Genomic DNA, 23328 nt, shown 5'->3' on the forward strand with positions numbered 1-23328 from the left:
TCGAACCTATACGAGACCGGCGAGTGTCCTGACCGCTCTGGCGAGCTCGTGCGGTGTGTGCGCGGCGTAGCCGAGCACCAGCCCGGGCGGGCCCTTGCGGACCCGCAGCGACGACAGCGCGACGGGGCCGAGCCCGCACTCGGCGGCGCGCTGCGCCACGGCCCGGTCATCGGTCTCCGGCGGCAGCTCCACCACCAGGTGCAGCCCGGCGGCGATGCCGCCGACGCGGGCCCGCGGCAGGTGCCGGCGCAGCGCGGCGACGACCGCGTCGCGGCGCTCCCGGTGCAGCCGCCGGGCCCGGCGCAGGTGCCGGTCGTAGCCGCCGCCGGCGAGGAACTCCGCGAAGGCCAGCTGCTGCAGCGCCGGGCCGCCGTTGTCGGCGTCGGCCTTCGCCGCGCACACCCGGTCCAGCAGGGTCTGCGGCGCCGCCAGCCAGCCCAGCCGCAGCCCGGGGGCGAGGACCTTGCTCACCGAGCCGACCAGGGCGACCCGGTCCGGCGCGAGGCCCTGCAGGCAGGCGACGGGATCCCGGTCGTAGCGGTGCTCGGCGTCGTAGTCGTCCTCGATGACCAGCCCGTCGACCTTCCTCGCCCAGGCGATCAGCTCGGTGCGCCGCTGCGGCGCGAGCACCACGCCGGTCGGGAACTGGTGCGCCGGGGTGACCACGACCGCCCTGCACCGGGTGCGGCCGAGCGCCCGCACGTCGAGCCCGTCGCCGTCGACCGGCACCGGGACGACGTCCAGCCCGAGCCGGCCGAGGTGCTCGCGCAGCGCGGCCGGACCCGGGTCCTCCAGGGCGACCCGCCGCACGTCGCGCTCCAGCAGCACCCTCGCCAGCAGCGCCAGGCCCTGCGTCACGCCGGCGGTCACGACCAGCCCTTCCGGGGGTACCAGCGCGGCGCGCACCCGGCCGAGGTAGCCCGACAGCTCCCGGCGCAGCCGGGGCGCCCCGGTCGCGTCGCCGTAGTCGAAGTCGGCGTCCAGGGCGCTGGTCAGCGCGGTCTCGTACGCCCGCCGCCACGCGGTGCGCGGGAACATCCCGAGGTCCGGCACGCCCGGGCGCAGCGGCGCGACGCTCGCCGGGCGGTCCGGCGGGTCGCTGCGCCGGCGCGGGACCGGCGTCGCGACCGCGGCGACCACCGTGCCGGAGCCGCGCCGGGTCAGCAGCCGCCCCTCGGCCGTGAGCTGCTCGTACGCCCCCACGACCAGTCCCCGCGAGACCCCCAGGTCGGCGGCGAGGTCCCTGGTCGAGGGCAGCCGCGTCCCGGGCGCCAGCCGCCCGCGGGTGATCGCCTCCCGCAGCGCACCGACCAGCTGGTCGCCGACCCGCGGCCGAGTGCGGTCAAGCTCGACCAACGCCTCCCAGACCGACAAAGTGGACCTCCAAACGCGGGGCTCGGTGGCACTGTAGCGTGGACCACTGCCGATCGTAAGTTCACCGTCATGAACCGGCTGTACACGTTGTACTGCGTGCTGACCTGCGCGATCCTCGGCTCCTCCTTCACCGTGAGCCGGTCGCTGGTGGACTATCCGGTGCTGACCGGACAGGCGCTGCGCTACACCCTGGCCGCGGCGGCGCTCGCCCTGCTCACCACGTGGCTGCGCCCGACGGGCCGCGAGCTGCTGCGCCTGGCCGGGGTGGCCGCCACCGGCCTGGTCGGCTTCAACGTGCTGCTCATGTACGCCCTGCGCCACGCCGACCCGGCGGCCATCGGCACCATCGTCGGCGCCAGCCCGCTGCTGCTCGCGCTGCTCGGCCCGCTGCAGGAGCGCCGCCGGCCCTCCCCCCGCCTGCTGCTCGCGGCCGCGGTCGTGGTGCTCGGCGCGGTCCTCGTCGAGGGCGGCGGGCGCATCGACGCCCCCGGCCTCGCCGCCGCCTGCGGCGTCCTGCTGTGCGAGGCCGCGTTCTCGCTGCTGGCCGCGCCGCTGCTGCCCCGCCTCGGCGCGGTCCGCGTGTCGGCCTGGAGCACCGCTCTGGCCGTGCCCCTGCTGCTGCTCGTCCTGCCGTTCAGCGGCGAGCGCCCCCGCCTGCCCTCCTCCGGCGAGACCGCCGCCCTGGCGTTCCTCGGCCTGGTGCTGACCGTGGTCGCGTTCGTCTGCTGGTACACCGGCGTCGCCCACCTCGGCATCGAACGCGCCGGCGTGTTCGTGGGCCTGGTGCCGGTGTTCGCCCTGGCCACGGTCGCCGTCACGGACCGGGTCGCGCCGGACCCGCGCCAGCTCGCCGGGGTCCTCGCCGTGGCCGCCGGCCTCGCGATCGGCCTGAGCCGCGCCGCCACCCCTCCACTCGCCGCACCACCCACGACCCCGCTCCCCGCCACCACCACCCCGGCGACGCGACGGTGATCCCAAGCGTCGCCGATGTACATCTCGGCATGCTCTACCCGACGCCCGAGCTGGCGGCCGACGACCGGCGGGTGCTGGACGCCCTGGTCCGAATGCGGGAGGCACTGCGACTCGAGGTGGCCGCGGCGCACCCCGTCGACGATCCACCCGCGGCGGCAGCTGGTCGCCCATGGGATCAAGAGGTCCAACTCACTCGGCCGAGTTCCGCTACCACTACCTGCGTTGTGGGAGCGCCTGGAGGGCCTCCGGGCTGCCGGGCCGCACGACGTCCGCGCTCTACACGGCGGCCGAGGGTGGGCGGGTGCGGCGCACCTCGTACCAGCGTGACGAGGGGCTCACGACGGACCAGGCGACCCGGGACCTGCGGATGCTGCTCGACCGGGGACTGCTGGAGCAGCGGGGGCAGACCAAAGGGCGGTACTACGTGGCGGCCGGGCCGGTGCTCGACATCGCGGCCGGGCTCGGCAGGCCGGCGGCGGTGCGGGATCCCTACTCGGCGCGGCGGACGGCGTCCATGTAGGACAGGGCGGCGGTGCGCAGGGCGGCCTCGGCGTCCTTGCCCTGCTCGTGGGCCTGGACGACCAGGGCGAAGAGGGCGGCGCCGAGCGGGTCGGCGGGGGTGAAGTCGACGGTGAGGCCGGCGCGGGCGACGCGGTGCAGGAGCTTGGCGGTGAGGGCGAGGGCGGGCTGGGAGAGGGCGACGCCGTCGACGGCGGAGGCGCGGGACTTCTCGGCCTGCTTGATCTGCTCCCAGTTGGCGATGATGTCGTCGATGCCGCCGACCTCGGCGCCGGCGAAGACGTGCGGGTTGCGGCGGATGAGCTTGGCGACCAGGTCGCCGGCGACGTCGTCGAGGGTGAATCTGCTGGCGATGTCAGGGGTGTCCTCGGCGAGGCGGGCGTGCAGGACGACCTGCAGCAGGACGTCGCCGAGCTCCTCGCGGACCGCGTCGAGGTCGTTGTCGCGGATGGCGTCGTACAGCTCGTAGGACTCCTCGAGCAGGAAGGGCGCCAGGCTGGCATGGGTCTGCGCGCGTTTCCAGGCGTCGCCGGTCTCGGGGTGCATGAGCCGGTCCATGACGGTGACGGCGTCCAGGACGCGCGCGCCGGGCGGGTCCCAGGAGCCGTACAGCAGCTCCAGGGTGGCCAGGCCGGGCTCGCGGGCCAGGCGCAGGCCCAGCTCACGGGCCAGCTGCTCATCGCCGTCGGGGGCGGCGAGCCAGACGACGGTGCCGTGCGCGGCCAGGGCGTCGAGCAGGACGGTGACGGCCGGCTCGACGACGGTGACGCTCGCGCCGGCCGCGCGCAGGGCGTCGGCCTGCTCGGAGTCGGCCGCGGTGAGGACCGGGTGGGCACGCACGACGTCCCACGCCTGGGCGGTGAGCACGCCGGCCGGGAGCCGGGGTGACGTCACCAGCAGGACCACGCTGCCCGGCACTTGTTCTCAGGCCTCCTCGGCTGGCACCTCGTCCACGGTCAGGTGCACCAGGATACTGGCCCGCGCGAGGGCGCCGCCCTGGCCGAGCCGGACCTCGACCGGCAGGCCGTAGGTGAGGCCGGCGTAGCGGGGGTTGACGGTGATGCCGGACGCGGCGACGGCCTCGTCGAGCACCCGGCGCAAGGCGATCATCCGGCCGATGCTGTCCCGGTTGAGCAGGTACTGCAGCTGCTCGAACTGGTAGCGCTCCGAGACGGGGCGGCCGGTGGCGAAGTACAGCGCCTCGAAGGCGGCGCGCTGCTGGTCGCGGTCGGGCTCGACGGGGGTGACGGCGCCGGCGAGGGTGATCAGCACGTTCTGGGTGTCGGTGACGAGGGACACCACGGGCGCGTCGGCGGGCAGGTCGTAGTACTGGGCGACGGTGTCGGCGGCGGTCGCCTGGGACAGGGTGAGGGCGCGCCGCGCCACGAGCCGCCGGCCGACGTCACGGATGATCATGGAGCCGAGGACGTAGCCGGCGACCTGGCCGCGCTGCGCCGGGCCGGCCGGCAGGTCGGCGGCGACGGTGCCGACCTCGTCGATGGTGACGGTGCCGTCGCCGAGGTACGCCGCGACGGTCGGGTCGGACCGGCAGCCGGCCAGGGACGCGCACGCGAGGGCCGCGACCAGCGCGAGCACACCCACACGGGACATGGTCACTTCCTCCTGTTCCTGGCGCCGCTCTTGGCGGCGGTCATCGGCGTGTAGTGCGGGTCCTGCGCGATCGAGGTGCGGAAGGCGCCGAGGACCGCCGGGTCGTCGGAGACCTGGAACTGCTGCGTGGGGCCCTTGTTGTCGGTCGGGTCGGACTCGAAGTACATGACGGCCCGGATCTGCGGGTTGGCCTTGAACGTCGCCGACGCGTCGCGCAGCCAGGCGGCGCGCTGCCCGGTGCCCCACACGCGGGCCACGCCGAACTCGCCGACCATCACCGGCTTCGCCGGGTGCTGGGCGCAGAACTCGAGGAACGGGCGCATCAGCGCGCCGATCGTGTCGTACGTGGAGCCCGCGTACACGTCGACGCAGTTCCAGTCGACCAGGTCGTCGCCGGGGTAGAACGGTGCCGCGTAGCCGCCGAGGAAGCCCTCCGCGGTCGGGCACCACACCCAGGACGCGTTGGTGGCGCCCTCGGCGGTGAAGATGCCCCGCACGTGCCGCCACGCCGCGACGTAGTCCTCACCGGACCACATCTGGGCGCGCAGGTTCGGCCGGTCCATCTCCCACCGGTAGCGCAGCAACACCGGACGGCCGAACGCCTTGAGCTCCCGGGCCCGCTCGCGGATCAGCTCGTCGTAGCGGCCCATGGTGACCAGGCGGGTGTCGCCGCCGGCCCACGACAGCATGAGGGTGGTGCCGCGCGCGGCGAACTGCTCGTCGGAGGCGTTGAAGAAGTTCTCGTCGAAGCGGCGGTACGTGTTGACGATCGCCATCTTGCGCCCGACGGATTTCTCCCAGGCGCTCATCGCGGTGAGCCGGCCGGACTCGGTGAGGTGCTCCGGGCGGACCCACGCGCCGAGGTACGAGCCCTGCTTCGGCGGCGCGACCGGCCCGGCCGCGAACGGCCCGTCGGAGGTCGCGATCGCCGGTGGCGCGCCCGGCGTCGCCGGCCCGGAGGTCGGCGACGGCCGGGGCGCCGGGGTGTCCTTCGTGGACAGCACGCTGAGGGTCACCACCGTCGCGCCCGCCAGGCAGGCGACCACGACGGCGATGACGAGCCCGATCCGCTTCACTGCGAGGACATCCCTCCGCTATGGGGACTACTTGGGGATCCGCCGCGCCACGTACAGCACGTCGGTGGCCACCCCGGACAGGCGGGCGCTGCGGGCGGCGAGGTCGTCCGCGCGGCGGGCGACCCGGCGCAGCCATTCGCGGCGGTACGCGCCGGCCGGGCACAGCGCGAAGCCGCGCCGCTGCACGACCTCGAAGCCGTGCCGCGCCAGCAGCTGCTCGACCTCGGCGTGGTGCAGCTCGGCGAACCACTGGTTGGCGCGGTTGGAGCGGTGCCGCAGGTGCCGCAGCGAGGAGCGGTTGCCGTGGTTCTCCACGACCAGCAGGCCCGACTCGGCCTCGGGCAGGATCTTCGCGGCGAACGCGATCGCCCGGTCCCGGACGTCCTTCGGCGCGTTGAGCAGCAGGCGGAACACGGTCACCAGCGCCGGCCCGTCCACGGTGGCCGGCTCGGGGACGGGTCCGTCGCCGGCGACCTGGTGCAGCTTCGCGTAGACGCCCGCCTCCTGGGCCTTCGCGAGCATCTGGGCCGACACGTCGTAGCCGTGCGCCGCCCGTACGACACCGTGCAACAGCTTGATCGCCCGGCCGGTGCCGCACGCGAAGTCGTGCTGGACGGGGCGGCGGGCGGTGAACTCGCGGCGGACCAGGCGGCGCAGGAACGCGCGCTGCCGGTCGCTCACCGCCGTGGAGTAGGTCTCCGGCGCGTAGACCACCCGTTCGTACTTGTCGACCGCCGCGTCCGACTGGAAGACCTCCGCGTAGTCAGTTCTCATCGTTCCCCCTGCAATAGAACCTGCCTCAAACGCACGACCGCGCAGCAGTACGCGACCGCGCCCGCCCCCGTGGCGGCGAATTGCACAAACAGCCCGTCGACCGGCAGCACGGCCAGCTGCGGCACGGCGAAACACGACGCGGCGAGCCCGCCGGCCAGCAGCGTGGCCCGGCCGAACGGGTGCAGCCCCAGCCCCCGCACCACCTGCACGAGCGGGACGAGGTTGTTGACGAGCACCGCGGCGCACAGCCCGACGGCGGCGCCGGCCGCGCCGTGCCGGGGGATCAGCACCGCGTCGAGCACCAGCATGGTGAGCAGGGCCAGGCCGACGTTCGCGAGGTTCCACCAGGTGCGTCCGGCCATGGCCAGGACCACGTCGACCATCCCGCACGCGGTCGCCACCATCATCGTGGCCGACAGCAGCCGCACGATCGGCACGCCGCCCTCGTAGTGCTCGCCGAAGAGGTCGAGGTACTGCGGCGCGTAGGTGAACATCAGCAGGTACAGCGGCCAGCAGGCGGTCACCACCCACGCGGTCGCCTGGCGGTAGAGCAGGTTCGCGCCGGCGGTGTCGCGCACGGCGAGCCGCTCGGCGAGGCGGGGCTGGACCGACTGGGTGACGCCCTGGTTGACGAACTGGCCGAGGATGACGAACCGGCCGGCGACGGCGTACATGGCGGCCGGGGCCAGGCCGGCGAGCGCGGCGACGAGCAGCACGTCGACGCGTTGCAGCGCCATCTGGGCGAGGCTCGCCACGGCGCGCGGCGCGGTGAACGCCCAGAACCGCCGCGGGGTGAAGTCGCTCGGCTCGCCGTCGGCACCGGCCGTGAGGCTGGTGCGCAGGCGGGTCAGCGCGACCCCGGCGAACAGCGCGGCGGGCAGGTACGGCAGCGCCCACAGCGCGGCGAAGACGTCCGGGCCCCAGCCGGCCACCCACACCAGGGCCAGCAGCACCAGCTGCGCGGCAGGGCGCATGACCCGGTCGAGCAGCACGGTCGGGCGCATCGCGCGCAGGCCGCGGGTCGCGGCGAGCAGCGCGTCGCTGACCGCGGCCGCCGGCAGGAACACCGCGAGGGTCCGCACCAGGTCCGGGCGGCCGGGCAGCAGGTCCGCGGCGAACCACAGGCCACCGGCGATGACCAGCGCGGCCACGGCGACGGGCGCGAGCGCGGCGCGCAGGCACTCGCCCAGCCGGGACAGGTCGCCGGTCGCGCGCATCCGGGCCGGCCAGTACACCAGCGACGTCTGCACGCCGAGCTTCGCGACGGTGACGCCGAGGCCGAACACGGCCGTGGCGGCGAAGAACGCGCCCGCGCCGCGCGGATCCAGGGCGCGGGCGGCGAGCCACGTGACGCCCAGCCCGGCGGCGCCGGTGCAGACGGTGCCGGCGAGGTTCGCCAGCCCGCCCCGGGCGGCGCCGCGCAGCATGCCGCTGCGCGACTCCAGTCCCGTCCCGGCGGCGGGCGTGTCGAGCGTCGCCGTCACGCCGGACTGTCCGCTGTGGACAGCCAGGAGGGGCGCCGGCCGAGCCAGGCGGCCAGGCGCTCGTCGTACGGGGCGTAGTGCTCGGCGAGCTGCGAGGCGATCGAGTCGTCGAGGCGGTTGCGGGGCCGCGCGTTGTGCCGTTCGAACGCCGGGTACTGCCCGGTGCGGGGCAGGCCGAGGAAGTCCAGGACGGCGTCGTACACCGGCTCCGGGCGCAGGAAGAACTCGGTGCTGTCCACCACGTGCACCCGGTCGCGGCCGAGCAGCGCCGCCATCGGTTCGATGTACTCGATGTACTCGCCGCGGGCCCGGTAGGCGTGGTGCTGGTGGGCGAAGCTGTACGCGGTCGGGTCGGCCAGCAGCAGCTCGCGCTGCCCGGCGAGGCGGGACGGCTCCAACGCGAGGGCCCGGCCGAAGTCCACCTCGGTCTCGAAGCCGCGGGCGACCTCGTGCGCGTGCTGGGAGTACGCCCGCTCGACCGGGTCGCGGACCAGCACGACCAGCTTCACGCCGGGCAGGTCGGCGGCGATGCGGGCCAGGGCGTGCGGGTGGTACATGTAGTACGGGCTGGACTCGAAGGTCTGCGCGGGCACGCCGAGCTCGTCCTGGATGCGTGCCGCGCGCCGCTGCAGCGGGAAGTGGCCGCGGTACCAGCGCAGCCCGTGGTGGTAGCCCACGTCGAAGTAGTGCACGCCCTTGTGCAGCACCGCCTTGATGACGGCGGGATGCGCGGCGAGGGCGCGGTAGAGCGACGTGGTGCCGCAGCGCTGACCGCCGCAGATGAGGAACTGCGGCAGCATCCGCCGGTTCGCGGTCAGCTGGCCGTAGTTGCGGGATCCGAAGTGGATGATCCGCTTCACCGGGTCGGGAACCTGCACGGGCATGGTTACAGCGCCTCCACTCGCGCGACGAGAACGGGCAGCAGCCAGCTGCCGAGCACGCCCAGCCGGGCGCCGGCCTCCGCCTGCCGGTCGGTGACGTACCGGGTGGCCAGGTCGATGAGGTAGAGCAGGGTGGTCACCTCGACCGCCTGGCGGTGCACCACGCCGAACGGCAGCAGCAGCTCGGGCGCGGCGTCGATGAGGTCGTTGACGGCCTGGGCGGCCGACGCTTCCCGGCCGATGCCGACCTGCAGCGCGTGGTGCAGCGCGTCGTAGCCGATCGGGACGCCGGGGGTGAAGCGTTCCCAGTCCCAGACCAGGATCGTGTCGGCGAGGACGGCCATGTTCCACGGTGACCAGTCGCCGTGCCAGGAGCCGTACGTGAGCTGGACGCCGCCGGCGGCGCGGGCGATGCGCTCGGCCGCGGTCCGCAGCGCACCGCCTTCCTGGTGCTCGGCGACCGTGTCGAGCCGGGCCCGCAGCCTGGTCCAGTAGCCGCTGTCGTCGAGCCGGCCGCGCCGGGTACCGCAGCAGGCGGCGACCTCACGCATCGCGTTGGCCAGCCGCGGCGCGGTCAGCGGGACCCTGGGCCGCCACACCGGCAGCGCCGACTGCACGAGCACCTCGTGCTCGCCCCACTGTCCGATGTGGACCGCGTCGGGTACCCGAAGCGTCTTGAGCCCGGCGGTCGACACCGCCGCGAGGGCGTTGCCCTCGGCCTTGACCAGTGCCCTGGTCAGCGCCGACGTGCCGAGCTTGGCGAACGCCACGGTGGCGCCGTCGGCGGTGAGCAGCTGCAGCACCGGCTTGCGGTTGGCCCGCGCCGGTCCGATGTGGACGCTGAGCCGCACGTCGGTCGCCAGTACACGACGCAGGTAGGTCTCGATGGTGTCGGCACCGGTCGTGACGCCGATCCGGTCGCGCAGCAGCACCGACGACGCGCCGCTGCGCAGGGCGGCGACGACGGCGTCGCGCTTGAGCCGCGCCACCCGCGACTGCGGCTCGGCGTAGCGGCGCACGGCGGCGGCGGCGAGCCGGCGGTCGTCGGCGGGCACCAGCAGCCGCGGCTTGCGGGTGTTCGGCACGACCAGGAACTCCACCCTCGCGGTGCCCTGCCCGGGGTACAGCAGGGCGAGGACCTCCTCGACGTACTGCGCGCGCAGCCGCTCGTCGTCGACCCGCAGCATGGCCGGTGCGGTCTTCACTGGGCTCATCGGCTCTCCAAACGGTTGCGCCACAGGACGGCGTACGCGAGGAAGGTCAGCGCCAGCGGGGTGACGAGCGCGTTGTACCAGAACATCGCGGCGAAACTGGACACGATCGCGGCGGTGGCGGCCAGCCCGGCCGGGGTCGCGTCGCGCCGGAACCGCCACAGCCCCACGGCGAAGAACCCCAGGTAGGTGGCGGTGCCGAGCAGCCCGTGGGCGAACAGCAGCTGCCACAGCTGGCCGTTGCCGCCGATGGTGAAGTTGCCGCAGCGCTCGCAGTCGTCGCTCTCGCCGACCGCGATCGAGTTGCGGCCGCCGATCGTGTTGCGGGTGGAGCCGAAGCCGATCAGCGGCGACTCGGCCATCCCGCCGACGGCCTTCTCGGTGGTGTACATCCGCACGCCGTTGGACTTGCCGTCCTCCAGGCGGGCGGTGACGACATCGCCGAGCGGCGTGGTGGCGACGGCCACGGCGACGCCCACCCCGGCGACCCCGACCAGGCACAGCGCGCCGAACCGGCCGCGCAGCGCGAGCCGCACCGCCACGTACAGCACCATCACCCCGAGCCCGATCCACAGGCCGCGGTTGAGCGAGTAGACGATCGGCGCCATCGCCAGCAGCAGCGTCACCAGGGTGAGCACCTTGGCCCAGCGCTGCTTCGCCAGCGCCCAGCCGGCCACGAGCAGCCAGCCGATGAGCAGGCAGACGTTGTTGCCCCAGGTGTTGGTGTACCCCCAGGGCGCGCCGGGCCGCGGGGTCTCCCCGCCGAGCAGGTTCATGATCTGCGCGGCGGTCGGGTGCACCAGCGACTGGATGAAGCCGTTCTCCCGCAGGTGGTGCGGCAGCAGCAGCTCCAGCGGCGCGGTGAACTCGAAGCGCGGCGCGGCCATGCCGAGCAGCCCGCCGGCGACGGTGACCACGAACAGCCAGGCGAGCAGCCGGATGAACCGCCGCTGCGGCAGCTGCCGGTGCTCGACGTTGCCGGCGTACACGAGGATCACGGTCATCGCGAGGTAGCCACCGAGGCGGAACGCGAAGGACACCAGGCGGCTGGCCGCCGTGCCGGGCACGGTGCCGGCCGGGTCGGCGCCGAGGCTGAACAGCCCCAGCCCGACCACGGCCAGGAACAGCAGCCACAGCAGGAAGCCGGGCGGCAGCTTCACGACCTGACCGGAGGCGCGGTGCCGCACCAGCGACACGGTCATCGGCACCGCCACCAGGAAGAAGATCAGGGTGCCGAGGCCGAGCGCCCACCAGAGCGGGAACAGCAGGAGCAGGCCGGTGACGGGCCAGGCGGGCAGCCGGTGCCGCCGCTTGGCCCGTTCGGGACCGGGCGCCGCCGCCTGCGGCGACGGATGGTCCGCAAGGACGGTCACGCCGCCACCTCCGCTGCGCTCCGGCGCCGGCCTGCCCCGAACCTGCTACATGATTCGCTCGCAAGCTCAGTCACGCCGCCACCTCCGCTGCGCTCCGGCGCCGGCCTGCCCCGAACCTGCTACATGATTCGCTCGCAAGCTCACTCACGCCGCCACCTCCGCTGCGCTCCGGCGTCGGCGTGCCCCGAACCTGCTACATGATTCGCTCGCAAGCTCACTCATCGGCGCTTGTCTGCGCCGTTCTCACCGGCGGTGTCGACGTTGACGCGGGTCACCGAGATCGTGCGGGTCTGCCGCTTCGGCACGGCCGGCGCCTGGGCGACCTTCGCGGCGGTGCCGGCGGCGGCCTTCGCCGCGGTGCCGGCGGCGGCCTTCGCCGCGGTGCCGGCGGCCGGGGGCACGGCAGCGGTGCGGATCCGCTTCGGCGCGGCCGGCTCCTCGGCCTCCTTCGGCGGCAGCTTCTCCAGCACCGTGGTCATGTCGTCGGCGACGGTCACCGGCTCCTGGCCGTCGCGCTCCTCGCCGCGCGGGGCGGCCAGGCGCGGCAGCACCACCGCACCGAGCAGCGGGGTGCCGACCCGGCGCAGCTGGTCGGCCGCGTCGGCGACCTCGGTGTTGCGGGTGCGCCGCAGCTCGACCGCGACGATCGCCGCGTCGGCGAGGCTGGCCAGGCTCTGCGCGTCGGCGCTGGTCGCCGTCGAGGGCGCCTCGACGACCACGTACGCGGCGCGTTCCCGAAGCGTGGCAAGGGTGTCGCGGAGCGCCTGCGACTGCAGCAGCCCGCCGGCGCTGGCGGTGCCGCCGGTGGTGACGACGCTGAGGTTCGGGTGCCGGGGCGCCCGCTGGGTGGCGCTGCTCAGCGAGAACCGGCCGGCGAGCACGTCGGAGAGGCCGGGCACCGAGCGCACGCCGAGCATCCGGTTGACGCTGGCGGTGTCGACGAGGCTGTCGGGCAGGTGCGCGCAGACGAGGACCGTTTCGGCGCCGGTACGGGCGAACGCGGCGGCGAGATTGGCCGCCACGACGGTCGACGCGGCGCCGCGGCTGGCCCCGGCGACGACGACCACCTGCCCGGCGAGGGCGACCCGGGCGTCGGCGCCGTGCGGCGCGGGGATGCTGGCGAGGACCTCGTTGCGGAGCCGGTTGAAGATGCGGCCGCCGGCGCCGAACGGCGCGAACACGTCGTCGAGGCGCGGCTTGACCCGGCCGGGCACGGCGGCGAGGACCGCGACGTCGACCCGGCGGGGCAGGTCGGAGGGGCGGCGTACGCGCTGGTCGAGCCGCTCGCGCAGCAGGGCCGCGCCGACGCCGAGCAGCAGGCCCACCATGGCGCCGCTGGCCAGGTTGAGCAGCTTGTTGGGCTTCACCGGGCGGGACGGCAGGTCCGCGTCACGGATGATCTTGCCGGCGCTGATGGTGGTGGTGAGCAGCTGGTTGAGCTGCCCGGCGAGGGTGTTGATCTGCGAGGTCGCCGTGCTGCGCTGGCTCTCCAGGTTGGGCCGGTTGGGGTCGGTCGGGCGCAGGTTGGCGAGCCGGTTGTTGATCTGCAGCAGGCTCGCGTTGAGCTGGTTGAGCTTGTCGTTGAGGATCGCGATCCGCCCGGCGACCTCGGCCTTCGCGCTCTCCTCGCGGTTGCGCAGGTACGCCTCGGCGAACGCGTGCGAGCCGGCCTGGGCGGTGCGGGCGTCGCCGGAGGAGTAGGTGATGACGAGGAAGGTGGTATTCGGCGGCACCTCGACCCGCACGTGGCGGGCCAGCTCGTCGGGCAGCTCGGCGGCGCGCATCAGGTCACGGGCGTCGGTGGCGACCGTCGTCGAGGTGACCAGCTGCGCCTCGTTGTCGAGGTTGATGTCGCCCTTGGTGCGGCCGTTGGTGGAGTTCGCGTCCTGCCCGTTGCCCAGCGGCGAGACCAGGACCGACGTCGCGGACTCGTACACCTTCTGCTGCATGCCGGTGAACTGCCCGGCGCCGAGCAGACCCGCGCCGACCATGAGGAGCACGAGCCACCAATGGCGCCGGGCCATGCCGAGCAGGTCGACGCCCGGTGAATCGGTATCGGCGGAAAGCTGGCGGTTGGCGTCCATGAAGCGGCGGCCCCTTCGGCGTCAGGTTCTCCAGGGGCTAACGCTCGCGGGACGCTAGGCGTAATGGGCTGATGTGCCCGCTTTATCCGTTCAGGGTATCGGGCGGGGGTCGAGCCAGCCGTTGTTGCCCAGGTAGCGCAGCACGGTCGTGACCGCCTCGCCGTAGGACAGGTCCGTCGTGTCGATCGTCAGCTCGGCGTCGGTCGGCGTCTCGTACGGGTCGTCGATGCCGGTCATGCCCTTGATCAGGCCTGCCCGCGCCTTCGCGTAGAGCCCCTTGCGGTCGCGCCGCTCGCACTCCGCGAGGGGCGTCGACACATGGACCAACACGAAACCGGCGCCGGCGTTACGGGCGAACTCCCGCGCCGCGGCCCGCGCCTCGTGGTAGGGCGCGATCGGGCAGCAGATCGCCACCCCTCCGTGGCGGCCGACCTCGGCGGCGACCCAGCCGATCCGCTTGATGTTGGTGTCGCGGTCGGCGGCGGAGAACGTCAGGCCCGCCGACAGGTGGCGGCGCACGATGTCGCCGTCGAGCAGGGTGACGGTGCGCTCCCCCGACTCCTGCAGCGCGTCGGCGACCCCGGTCGCCATCGTCGACTTGCCGGAGCCGGACAGGCCGGTGAAGAACACCACCAGGCCCCGCTGCCGGCGCGGCGGCCGGGCCCGGGCCAGCTCGCGGGCGACCGCCGGCGGCGTGTGCCACTCCGGCAGGATCGTGCCCCGGTCGAGGTGGTCCTCGATCTCGGCGGGCGTCAGCGGCAGCCGGCGGTGCTTCGGCGGGATGTCGTCGAGGGAGCGCCACTGCCCGTCCCGGCCGTCGTAGGCCAGCTCCCGCGGCACCAGGACGCGCAGCCCGCCGCCGGACAGCATCGAGTCGCTGGAGGCGAGCAGGTGGGTGACGCCGTACGCGGCGGCGACCCGGGTGCGCAGCATCGCGGCGCGGATGTCGTCACCGCCCTGGTCCGGCAGCGGCAGCGCCACGATCGTGCACGGTGGCATCCGGTCGCGGGCGGCGAGCACGCAGCGCACCAGGGCCTCCGGGGCGAGGCCGTCGGCGCCGGGCGCGCCGACCGGCACCAGCACGAGCAGGTGCGCGGCGAGGGTCCGGGCGGCCCGCGCGATCTGCGCCAGCTGCGGGCGGTGCAGCGGCCGGTCGGCGATGACGCCGAGGACCCGGCCCTGCGGCAGGGTGCCGCGCACCTCCGCCGGGGTGCGGCGCATGCGGCGGAACGCCCCGTGACCGCCGTCGCCGAGACGCTTGACCCGGCCGGCGGCGCCGCCGAAGCCCTCCCGCGTCGGATACACCTCGGTGGTGTCCAGCGCGGCGATCGGGGCGCCCTCCAGGTCCGCGAGGATCAGCACCCGCTTGCCGGGGTCGGCGACGTCGAGCTGCCGCAGGACGGCCTGCGGCACCTCCAGGGTCACCGGCACCGGCCAGGCGGTGCCGTCGGCGAGCCGGCCGTTGCGCCGCAGCGAGGTCAGGTCGGCCGGGCCGAGGAAACCCGTCAGCGGCCGGTACGCACCCGACAGCAGCAGCTCCAGGTCGGCGATCTCCGACGGCCTGGGGGTGTAGGTCGGTGCGTCCCGCAGCACCTCGTCCGGCAACGTCCAACCGTCGGCAACCCAACCGTTCACAGACACGCGTGACAGTCTGTCAGTTTTCGCCGGCGGTTTCCCGCCGGGGTTGCGCGAGCACCCCGGCGGCCTCCCGCCGGGGTGCTCGGGTGCCCGCTCAGCCGGTGTTGCGCATGCCGGCGGCGATGCCGTTGACCGTGGTCAGCAGCGCCCGCTCCAGCGCCGGGTCCGGCGACGACCGGCGCCCACCGCCCCAGACGCCGGTGTCGGCGACCTTGCTGGCCCGGTACTGCGCGAGGAGCGACACCTGCAGGTGGTGCAGCGGCTGCAGGTAGCTGTCGCGGACGCCCAGCGTGCGGTCCAGCACCGGCTGGCGCTCCAGCAGGCTCGACTCGCCCGTGATCGCGAGGACCTCGGTGACGGTCTTCTCGTACTCGGCGCGGATCACGTCGAAGATCGGCTTCAGCGGCTGCGGCACCAGCGTGTCGACGTACCGCGACGCGATCTCCAGGTCGGTCTTGGCCAGCATCATCTCGACGTTGGACAGGAACGTGCCGAAGAAGTGCCACTTCTCGTGCATCTCGCGCAGCACGTCGCCGAGGCCGGCGACCCGGGCGGCCTCCAGGCCGCTGCCCACGCCGAACCAGCCGGGCACGATCTGCCGCGACTGCGTCCAGCCGAACACCCACGGGATCGCCCGCAGGCCGCCGAGGCCGGCGTCGGCGTTCGGCCGCTTCGCCGGGCGGGAGCCGATGTTGAGCGCGCCGAGCAGCTCCGTCGGGGTCGCCGCCCAGAAGTACGCGGGCAGGTCCGGGTTCTCGACCAGGGCGCGGTAGTTGGCGAACGCGGCCGAGGACACCGTCTCCATCGCCGCGTCCCAGCGGGCCAGGGCCTCGGCGGGCTGCCGGGGCTCGGTGTGCAGCAGGGCGCTCTGCAGCACGGCGGCCAGCGTCAGCTCGAGGTTCTCCCGGGCCAGGGCCGGCAGCGTGTACTTGTCGGAGATGACCTCGCCCTGCTCGGTGACCTTGATCGCGCCGTCGAGGGTGCCCCACGGCTGGGCCAGGATCGCCTCGTGGGTCGGGCCGCCACCGCGGCCGACGGTGCCGCCGCGGCCGTGGAAGAGCCGCAGCCGTACGCCGTGCCGGGCGGCGACGTCACGCAGCTGCCGCTGCGCCTTGTGGATCATCCACTGGGACGTGGTGATGCCCGCGTCCTTGTTGGAGTCCGAGTAGCCGAGCATGACCTCCTGCACGTCGCCGCGGGCGCGCACGATCGCGCGGTACACCGGGATCGACAGCAGGTCGTCCAGCATCTCGCCGGCCATCTCCAGCTCGCGGGCCTGCTCCAGCAGCGGCGCGAACCCGATCCTGGCCCGGGCGGACTCCATCGACGCGCCGCCGAACCCGGCGCCGGCGCTCACCTCGACCAGGCCCCACTCGCGGGCCAGCACGACCGCGGCCAGCACGTCGTCGATGCCCTGGGTCATCGAGATGATGTAGGTCTCCACGACCTCGGGGCCGAAGCGCTCCTGCACCTCGCGGATCGCGGCGAAGACGTCGAACGTCTTGCGCGCGGTGTCGGTCAGCCCGGTGTCGCGGGTGGCGAGGGGCCGGCGGCCGTTGAGCTCGTCGATCAGCAGCTGGCGGCGCGAGTCGCGGTCCAGGTGCGCGTAGTCGACCTCGCCGACGCGCCGGTAGAGCTGCGCGAGGACCTCGTGGTGGGCGTCGGCGTGCTCGCGCACGTCGAGAGTGGCCAGCTGCAGGCCGAACGCGGACAGGGTCCGGATCGCCGAGGCGAGCTTGCCGGTCGCGGCGAGCTGGCCGCCGTTGCGGGCCAGCGACGCGCGCATCAGCTCCAGGTCGGCGATGAGCTCGCCGGTGCCGAGGTAGTCGCGGCCCGGCTTGTGCGGCGTGCCGGTGGCCAGGCGCGTGCGGGTGTGCTGCAGCTTGAGCCGGATGCAGCGCAGCTTCAGCCGGTAGGACTCCTCCAGGTTGACCCGCCGGTAGCGGGCCGGCAGCTCCGGCAGGTTGTCCAGGTCGGCGGCGAGGCTCGCGGACAGGTCCAGCGACACCCCGCGCAGGCGCTTGGAGACCGAGATCTCGTCGATGAGGCCGTCGATGACGCCCTCGGCGGCGCGGATGCCGTACTCGTGCTGGATGAGCAGGACGTCGCGGGTGACCGCCGGGGTGACGAACGGGTTGCCGTCGCGGTCGCCGCCGATCCACGAGCCGAAGCTCAGCGGGCGGGCGGTCGGGGGCAGCTGCACCCCGAGGTCCTTCAGCGTGTCGTACAGGTCGTCGAGCACCTGCGGGGCGGCGCCGCCGGCCAGGTCGGCGAGGTAGTAGACCGCGTTGCGGGCCTCGTCGCTCGGCTCGGGCCGCTCCAGCCGCAGCTCGTCGGTCTGCCACAGCAGGTCCAGCAGCTCGGCGAGGCGGCGGTCGGTGCGGGCGGTGCGGGTCTTGTCCGGCTCCAGCGAGCCGTCCAGCGCGGTCGCGACCGCCTCGGCGTCCAGCTCGTCGCCGACGGCGCGCAGCTTCGTCAGGATCGAGCGGCGGGCCGCCTCGGTCGGGTGGGCGGTGAACACCGGCCGCACCGCGAGCTTCGAGGCGATCGAGCCGATCTCCTTCACCCCGACGCCGCGGTCGGCGATCAGCTTCGCGGCCCGCTCCAGCCAGCCGCCCTCGCGCACGCGGATGCGGCGCAGCTCACGGGCCCGGTGGACCTGCTCGGTGATGTTGGCCAGGTGGAAATACGTGGAGAACGCCCTGGCCAGCTGGGTGCCGGCGACCACGTCGAGGCCGGTCAGGCGCTCGGCGGCGGCCTCGGGGTCGGTGCGCACCAGCGCGCGGACCTCTTCGACGAGGTCGAGCAGCTGCTGGCCGTCCTGGCGCACGAGACTCTGCCCGAGCAGTGAACCGAGACGGCGGATGTCGGCGCGCAGCGCCGCGTCGGCGTCGCTGGACGCGGGTGCCTCTGCAGACATGCTGGATCCCTCCGGGCGAGTCGGCTGGGACGGCGCTGTCCGTTTTCACCGGCATCGTATCGGCTGTGGCCACGCACCGTGGGCATCCGGTGAGTCAGGTCTCAAGTTCAGGCGTCCGCTCACCCTCGGTGATTTTGTCGGACCTCGGGGATAGGCTGGGACTGCTCGATACACCCCCGCCCATGTTGGGCGCGGGGTTGTTTGCCGTGCAGATTGGGTTGCACCGATGCCAAGGCTCGCCGGTCTCACCTCCGCCGCGCTCACCGACCCCGCGCTCGCCCGTGCCCGCGACCTGGCCCGGGGCGGCCACAGCGACCAGGTCGACCTGACCGCGCCGCCGGCGCTGCGCACCTTCGTCACCGCCGTCGTCGCCGCCGAGCGGCCCGTGCTGGCGGTCACCGCCACCGGGCGGGAGGCCGAGGACCTCGCCGCCGCGCTCGGCTGCCTGCTCGACCCGGCCGACGTCGTGGTCTACCCGGCCTGGGAGACGCTGCCGCACGAGCGGCTCTCGCCGCGCTCCGACACCGTCGGGCGGCGCCTCGCCGTGCTGCGCCGCCTGGCCCACCCGACGCCCGAGGCCGGCCTGCCGCGGGTCGTCGTCGCCCCGGTCCGTTCGGTGCTCCAGCCGCAGCTCAAGGGCCTCGGCGACCTGGAGCCGATCGAGCTGCGCCCCGGCGGCTCCGCCGACCTCGACGCGCTCGTGACCCGGCTGGCGCAGCTGGCCTACGGGCGGGTCGACCTGGTCACCAAGCGCGGCGAGTTCGCGGTCCGCGGCGGGATCCTCGACGTGTTCCCGCCGACCGAGGAGCACCCGCTGCGGGTGGAGTTCTGGGGTGACGAGGTGGAGGAGATCCGCTCCTTCGCCGTCGCCGACCAGCGCACCATCGAGAAGGTCGACCGGCTGTGGGCACCGCCGTGCCGGGAGCTGCTGCTCACCGACGAGGTCCGGGCCCGGGCCGCGGCCCTGTCCACCGACCACCCGCAGCTGGCGGAGCTGCTGGACAAGCTCGCCGGGGGCATTCCCGTGGAGGGCATGGAGTCGCTGGCGCCGGCGCTGCTCGGCGGCACCGACTCGCTGGAGCTGGTGCTGCACACGATGCCGGCCGGCACGCACGTGCTGCTGTGCGACCCGGAGCGGATCCGCACCCGCGCGCACGACCTGGTGCGCACCAGCGAGGAGTTCCTGGAGGCGAGCTGGGCGGCCGCCGCGGTCGGCGGGAAGGCGCCGATCGACCTGGGCGCGGCCGCGTTCAAGAGCCTGTCGGAGGTGCGGGCGGCGGCCGCGTCGCTGGGCCTGCCGTGGTGGTCGCTGAGCGCGTTCTCCATCGCCGCGTCCCCGGCCGGGGCGGACGAGCCGTGGCGGCTCGGCGAGGAGGTCGAGGTCACCGTCTCCGACGACGCGATCTCGATCGCCCTGCCCGCGCAGCCCGCGCCGCTGTACCACGGCGAGACCGCGCGGGTCGTCGACGACCTGAAGCGGCTCGCCGGCGACGGGTGGCGGCTGGTGCTCGTCTTCGAGGGCTCCGGTCCCGCGCAGCGGGCCGTCGAGGTGCTGCGCGACGCCGGCCTGGGCGTCACCCTGGTCGACGGGATCGCCGAGGTCCCCGACCCCGGTGTGGTCACCGTCACCACCGGCTCGCTCGGCAACGGCTACCTCGACGAGGGTGCCCGCCTGGCGATCATCACCGGCACCGACATCTCCGGCGGCCGCGGCGCGTCCACCAAGGACATGCGCAAGATGCCGAGCCGGCGGCGCAACCAGATCGACCCCCTGGAGCTGCGCACCGGCGACTACGTGGTGCACGAGCAGCACGGCATCGGCCGCTACATCGAGATGGTGCAGCGCACGGTCAACGGCGCCGACCGGGAGTATCTGGTCCTGGAGTATGCGCCGACCAAGCGCGGCCAGCCCGGCGACCGGCTCTTCGTGCCGACCGACCAGCTCGACCAGCTGTCGCGCTATGTCGGCGGGGAGACGCCCACCCTGCACAAGATGGGCGGCTCCGAGTGGCAGAAGGCCAAGTCGCGGGCGCGCAAGGCGGTCCGGGAGATCGCCGCGCAGCTCATCCAGCTCTATGCGGTGCGGCAGAATTCGCAGGGCCACGCGTTCGGCCCCGACACGCCGTGGCAGCGGGAGCTGGAGGACGCGTTCCCGTATCAGGAGACGCCCGACCAGCTCGCCGCGATCGAAGAGGTCAAGGGCGACATGGAGAAGCCGACCCCGATGGACCGGCTGATCTGCGGCGACGTCGGCTACGGCAAGACCGAGATCGCGGTGCGGGCCGCGTTCAAGGCCGTCCAGGACGGCAAGCAGGTCGCCGTGCTCGTGCCGACGACGCTGCTCGCGCAGCAGCACTTCAACACGTTCTCCGAGCGGGTGTCGCAGTTCCCGGTCGAGGTGCGGCAGCTGTCGCGCTTCCAGACCCCGACCGAGACGAAGCTGACCCTGGAGAAGGCCAGCGACGGCAGCGTCGACATCGTCATCGGCACCCACCGGCTGCTGCAGACCGCGACCCGGTTCAAGCAGCTCGGCCTGGTCATCGTCGACGAGGAGCAGCGCTTCGGCGTCGAGCACAAGGAGTTCCTGAAGCAGCTGCGGGCCTCCGTCGACGTGCTGACCATGTCCGCCACCCCGATCCCCCGCACACTGGAGATGGCGATCACCGGCATCCGGGAGATGTCGACGATCGCGACCCCGCCGGAGGAGCGGCACCCGGTCCTCACGTTCGTCGGCGCGCAGGACGACAAGCAGGTCTCCGCCGCCATCCACCGCGAGCTGCTGCGCGACGGCCAGGTCTTCTACCTGCACAACCGGGTCGACTCGATCGAGCGCGCCGCGCGCAAGCTGCGCGAGCTGGTGCCCGAGGCGCGCATCGCGGTCGCCCACGGGCAGATGACCGAGGACGCCCTCGAGAAGATCATGGTGGGCTTCTGGGAGAAGGAGTTCGACGTCCTGGTCTGCACCACGATCGTGGAGAGCGGCATCGACATCCCCAACGCCAACACCCTCATCGTCGAGCGCGCCGACCTGCTCGGCCTGTCCCAGCTGCACCAGATCCGGGGGCGGGTCGGCCGCGGCCGCGAGCGGGCGTATGCCTACTTCCTCTACCCGCCGGACAAGCCGCTGACCGAGCACGCGCACGAGCGGCTGGCCACCATCGCGCAGCACACGGAGCTCGGCGCCGGCATGTATGTCGCGATGAAGGACCTCGAGATCCGTGGCGCCGGCAACCTGCTCGGCGGCGAGCAGTCGGGCCACATCGAGGGGGTCGGCTTCGACCTGTACGTGCGCATGGTGGGCGAGGCGGTCCAGCAGTTCAAGGGCGAGCGCCCCGAGGAGGAGGAGCCCGACGTCAAGATCGACCTGCCGGTCGACGCGCACCTGCCGCTGGAGTACATCTCCGCCGAGCGGCTGCGCCTGGAGATCTACCGCAAGATCGCCGGCGCCAAGGACGACGCGGCCCTCGACGAGATCGTCGCGGAGATGAAGGACCGCTACGGCGAGCCGCCGCTGCCGGTCGCCAACCTGCTGGCGGTGGCCCGGTTCCGCTTCCTCGCCCGCGCCTACGGCCTGACCGACGTCTCCTTGCAGGGCAAGCACGTCCGCTTCGGCCCGCTGCAGCTGGCCGACTCGAAGCAGATGCGCCTGAAGCGGCTCTACCCGGAGTCGGTCTACAAGGCGGCCGCCGACACGGTCTCCCTGCCCCGCCCCTCGACCCGCCGCGTCGGCGGCGAGCCCATGCGTGACACCCAGCTGCTCGACTGGGCCGCCGAGCTGCTCAAGACCGTCCTCGGCGACCCGGTCCCGGCCGCCTGACCTTCCCCGCCCTCGGGGGCGCGCGGCTGCGGGCCGGGCCGCCCGACGTTCGCGGGGCGCGGGCGTGGCGGCGGGCCCAGCCGACGTCAGCCGCTCATCGCGCGGCGGCGGTCGGCCCGTCCGACGTCCGCCGCCTACGGGGCGTGGTGGCGGGTCCGGCCTCAGGACGTCGGCCGTCCACGGGGCGTGGTGGCGGGTCCGGCCTCAGGACGTCGGCCGTCCACGCGGGCACGGGGGTCCGGCCGTCGGACGTCCGCCCTCCACCGCGCGGCGACTGGTCCAGTGCACGCTCGGCCGGCTCGCTGACGCTGCTTCGCCGCCGTCCTTGCCGGCACGGCCTCCCCCACCCGACCCGGCGACCCGCCGCATCGGCGGCGAGCCGGTGCACGACACCCAGCTGCCCGGCTGGAGCACCGCCGAGCTGCCCAGGACCGTCCCCGGCGACCCGGTCCCGGCCGCCTGACCTTTCCGCCGTCCGCAAAGACGCGGTGGCGGGGTCGGCCGACGTCAGCCCTCCACCGCACCCTCGACCGGCTCACAGGCGCCGCCGCTCGCCGCCCCTCACCCCCTCTGAGCACCGGCGGTTCGCCGCGTTTGGCCGCGGTCCCCGCCGTTGTCGTTCGTCGGCGCCCGCTCGCCACCGCGTGCCGCCTCGCCGGCTCCGCTCCGCCTCTGGCCGCGGATCCTTCGTCGACCCGGCTGCTCCGGAGCGCGGGCGGTGGTCAGGCCCGGTGGGCCGGGCGGTGGGTGAGGCGGTGGTGCAGCGACCGGGCCAGCAGCGCGGCGGCGAACGGGGCGTCCTCGCGCAGGTAGCGGCGGGCGAGGCGGCGGGGTTCGCGGGCGAGGCGGTCCAGCCATTCCAGGCCGGCCTTCTGCATCGCGGGGTTGGCGCGGCGGATGTCGCCGGCGACGAAGTTGACCGCGGCGCCGCAGCCGAGGAACCAGGTGGCGGGCAGGGCGGCGCGCAGGCGGCGGATGAGGTGCTCCTGGCGGGGGAAGCCGATGCCGACGTACACCATCTCGGGCCGGGCGTCGATGACGGCGGCGCAGACCGACTCGAGCTGGGCGGGGTCGGCGTCGAAGCCGAACGGCGGGCACAGCGAGCCGGCGATGCGCAGGCCGGGGCAGGTGTCGGCGAGGACGGCGGCGGCGCGGTAGGCGCCGTCGGGGCCGTCGGCGGCGGGGGCGCCGCCGAGGACGAAGACGCCGTGGCCGTCGGTGGCGAGGGCGCGCGACAGCGACCAGATCAGGTCGGAGCCGGCGACGCGGGCGGGGAGGTTCCAGCCGGCGAGGCGGGCGGCCCAGACCAGGGGCGTGCCGTCGGCGACGACGAGGTCGGCCTCGCGGAGCTGGGCGCGCAGCTGCGGGTCGCGGGAGACGTGGCGGAGGATGTCGACGTTCGGGGTGACGATCCAGCCGCCCTCACCGCGGGCGAGGGCCGAGCGTACGTGGGCGACGACCTCAGCCTCGGTCAATGGGTCGACGGCGAGGCCGCCGAGAGGGACCCGGCGCCAGCGTGCTCTGGTGTGCAGCATCGTTCATCCGTAATTTGTCGTTAGAGGTAACAGATGCCAGCACAGCTGACATATCTACC

17 protein-coding genes are annotated in these 23328 nt (G+C 74.0%); 4 read left to right on the top strand and 13 right to left on the bottom strand.

Annotation, left to right across the window (positions count from 1 at the left end; translation table 11 throughout):
- Positions 1 to 6 precede the first annotated feature (6 nt).
- Positions 7 to 1374: a MocR-like pyridoxine biosynthesis transcription factor PdxR gene (pdxR, locus tag OP18_RS05245; protein ID WP_033357581.1), complete on the bottom strand. Its 1368-nt coding sequence runs from the start codon at positions 1372 to 1374 to the stop codon at positions 7 to 9.
- 69 nt (positions 1375 to 1443) lie between these two features.
- Between pdxR and OP18_RS05250 the strand changes: the two genes are divergently transcribed.
- Together OP18_RS05250 and OP18_RS05255 are read left to right on the top strand one after the other, a co-directional pair.
- A complete protein-coding gene (locus tag OP18_RS05250) occupies positions 1444 to 2346 on the top strand; it encodes a DMT family transporter (RefSeq protein WP_052386255.1) in 903 nt (300 codons plus the stop codon).
- Between the two features lie 301 nt (positions 2347 to 2647).
- On the top strand, positions 2648 to 2866 hold the full coding sequence (locus OP18_RS05255) for a hypothetical protein (protein WP_033357582.1): 219 nt from the start codon (positions 2648 to 2650) through the stop codon (positions 2864 to 2866).
- Here OP18_RS05255 and OP18_RS05260 read toward each other — a convergent pair.
- From OP18_RS05260 to ppc, 11 genes are all read right to left on the bottom strand, one after another.
- The gene (locus OP18_RS05260; RefSeq protein ID WP_033357583.1) at positions 2836 to 3783 is read right to left on the bottom strand and encodes a nucleoside triphosphate pyrophosphohydrolase; all 948 of its coding nucleotides are present in this window, start codon (positions 3781 to 3783) and stop codon (positions 2836 to 2838) included. The genes OP18_RS05255 and OP18_RS05260 overlap by 31 nt on opposite strands.
- A 6-nt stretch (positions 3784 to 3789) precedes the next feature.
- The gene (locus tag OP18_RS05265; RefSeq protein WP_033357584.1) at positions 3790 to 4476 is read right to left on the bottom strand and encodes a hypothetical protein; all 687 of its coding nucleotides are present in this window, start codon (positions 4474 to 4476) and stop codon (positions 3790 to 3792) included.
- 2 nt (positions 4477 to 4478) lie between these two features.
- Positions 4479 to 5552, bottom strand: coding sequence for a glycoside hydrolase family 26 protein (locus tag OP18_RS05270; RefSeq protein ID WP_245635263.1), 1074 nt, complete (start codon positions 5550 to 5552; stop codon positions 4479 to 4481).
- A gap of 27 nt (positions 5553 to 5579) precedes the next feature.
- Entirely contained in the window at positions 5580 to 6326 is a 747-nt protein-coding gene (locus tag OP18_RS05275) for a class I SAM-dependent methyltransferase (protein ID WP_033357585.1), read from the bottom strand.
- Positions 6323 to 7810, bottom strand: a complete 1488-nt coding sequence (locus tag OP18_RS05280) for a lipopolysaccharide biosynthesis protein (RefSeq protein ID WP_033357586.1) — start codon at positions 7808 to 7810, stop codon at positions 6323 to 6325. Before OP18_RS05280 ends, OP18_RS05275 begins: the two co-directional genes overlap by 4 nt.
- Positions 7807 to 8694 (bottom strand): sulfotransferase domain-containing protein, encoded by an 888-nt coding sequence (locus OP18_RS05285; protein WP_052386256.1) that lies wholly within the window; start codon positions 8692 to 8694, stop codon positions 7807 to 7809. Before OP18_RS05285 ends, OP18_RS05280 begins: the two co-directional genes overlap by 4 nt.
- Before the next feature lie 2 nt (positions 8695 to 8696).
- A complete protein-coding gene (locus tag OP18_RS05290; protein WP_052386257.1) occupies positions 8697 to 9905 on the bottom strand; it encodes a hypothetical protein in 1209 nt (402 codons plus the stop codon).
- The gene (locus OP18_RS05295) at positions 9902 to 11275 is read right to left on the bottom strand and encodes a hypothetical protein (RefSeq protein WP_033357587.1); all 1374 of its coding nucleotides are present in this window, start codon (positions 11273 to 11275) and stop codon (positions 9902 to 9904) included. Before OP18_RS05295 ends, OP18_RS05290 begins: the two co-directional genes overlap by 4 nt.
- A gap of 218 nt (positions 11276 to 11493) precedes the next feature.
- Positions 11494 to 13359, bottom strand: a complete 1866-nt coding sequence (locus OP18_RS05300) for a GNVR domain-containing protein (protein WP_052386258.1) — start codon at positions 13357 to 13359, stop codon at positions 11494 to 11496.
- A 90-nt stretch (positions 13360 to 13449) separates the two neighbouring features.
- Entirely contained in the window at positions 13450 to 14994 is a 1545-nt protein-coding gene (gene cysC / locus OP18_RS05305; RefSeq protein ID WP_033357588.1) for an adenylyl-sulfate kinase, read from the bottom strand.
- Positions 14995 to 15091: 97 nt separating this feature from the next.
- A complete protein-coding gene (gene ppc / locus OP18_RS05310; protein ID WP_033357589.1) occupies positions 15092 to 17917 on the bottom strand; it encodes a phosphoenolpyruvate carboxylase in 2826 nt (941 codons plus the stop codon).
- Between the two features lie 226 nt (positions 17918 to 18143).
- On the opposite strand from ppc, the gene mfd reads away from it, so the two are divergent.
- Positions 18144 to 21734: a transcription-repair coupling factor gene (mfd, locus tag OP18_RS05315; protein WP_033357590.1), complete on the top strand. Its 3591-nt coding sequence runs from the start codon at positions 18144 to 18146 to the stop codon at positions 21732 to 21734.
- Between the two features lie 325 nt (positions 21735 to 22059).
- Positions 22060 to 22197: a hypothetical protein gene (locus tag OP18_RS56805; RefSeq protein ID WP_156089310.1), complete on the top strand. Its 138-nt coding sequence runs from the start codon at positions 22060 to 22062 to the stop codon at positions 22195 to 22197.
- A gap of 259 nt (positions 22198 to 22456) precedes the next feature.
- Here OP18_RS56805 and OP18_RS05320 read toward each other — a convergent pair whose 3' ends face one another.
- Positions 22457 to 23269 carry a WecB/TagA/CpsF family glycosyltransferase gene (locus OP18_RS05320; RefSeq protein WP_033357591.1) on the bottom strand — a complete coding sequence of 271 codons (813 nt, stop codon included), beginning with the start codon at positions 23267 to 23269 and terminating at the stop codon, positions 22457 to 22459.
- Positions 23270 to 23328: the final 59 nt, after the last annotated feature.

The sequence above is a fragment of the Dactylosporangium aurantiacum genome, from assembly GCF_000716715.1.
In the GTDB taxonomy this organism is placed as follows: domain Bacteria; phylum Actinomycetota; class Actinomycetes; order Mycobacteriales; family Micromonosporaceae; genus Dactylosporangium; species Dactylosporangium aurantiacum.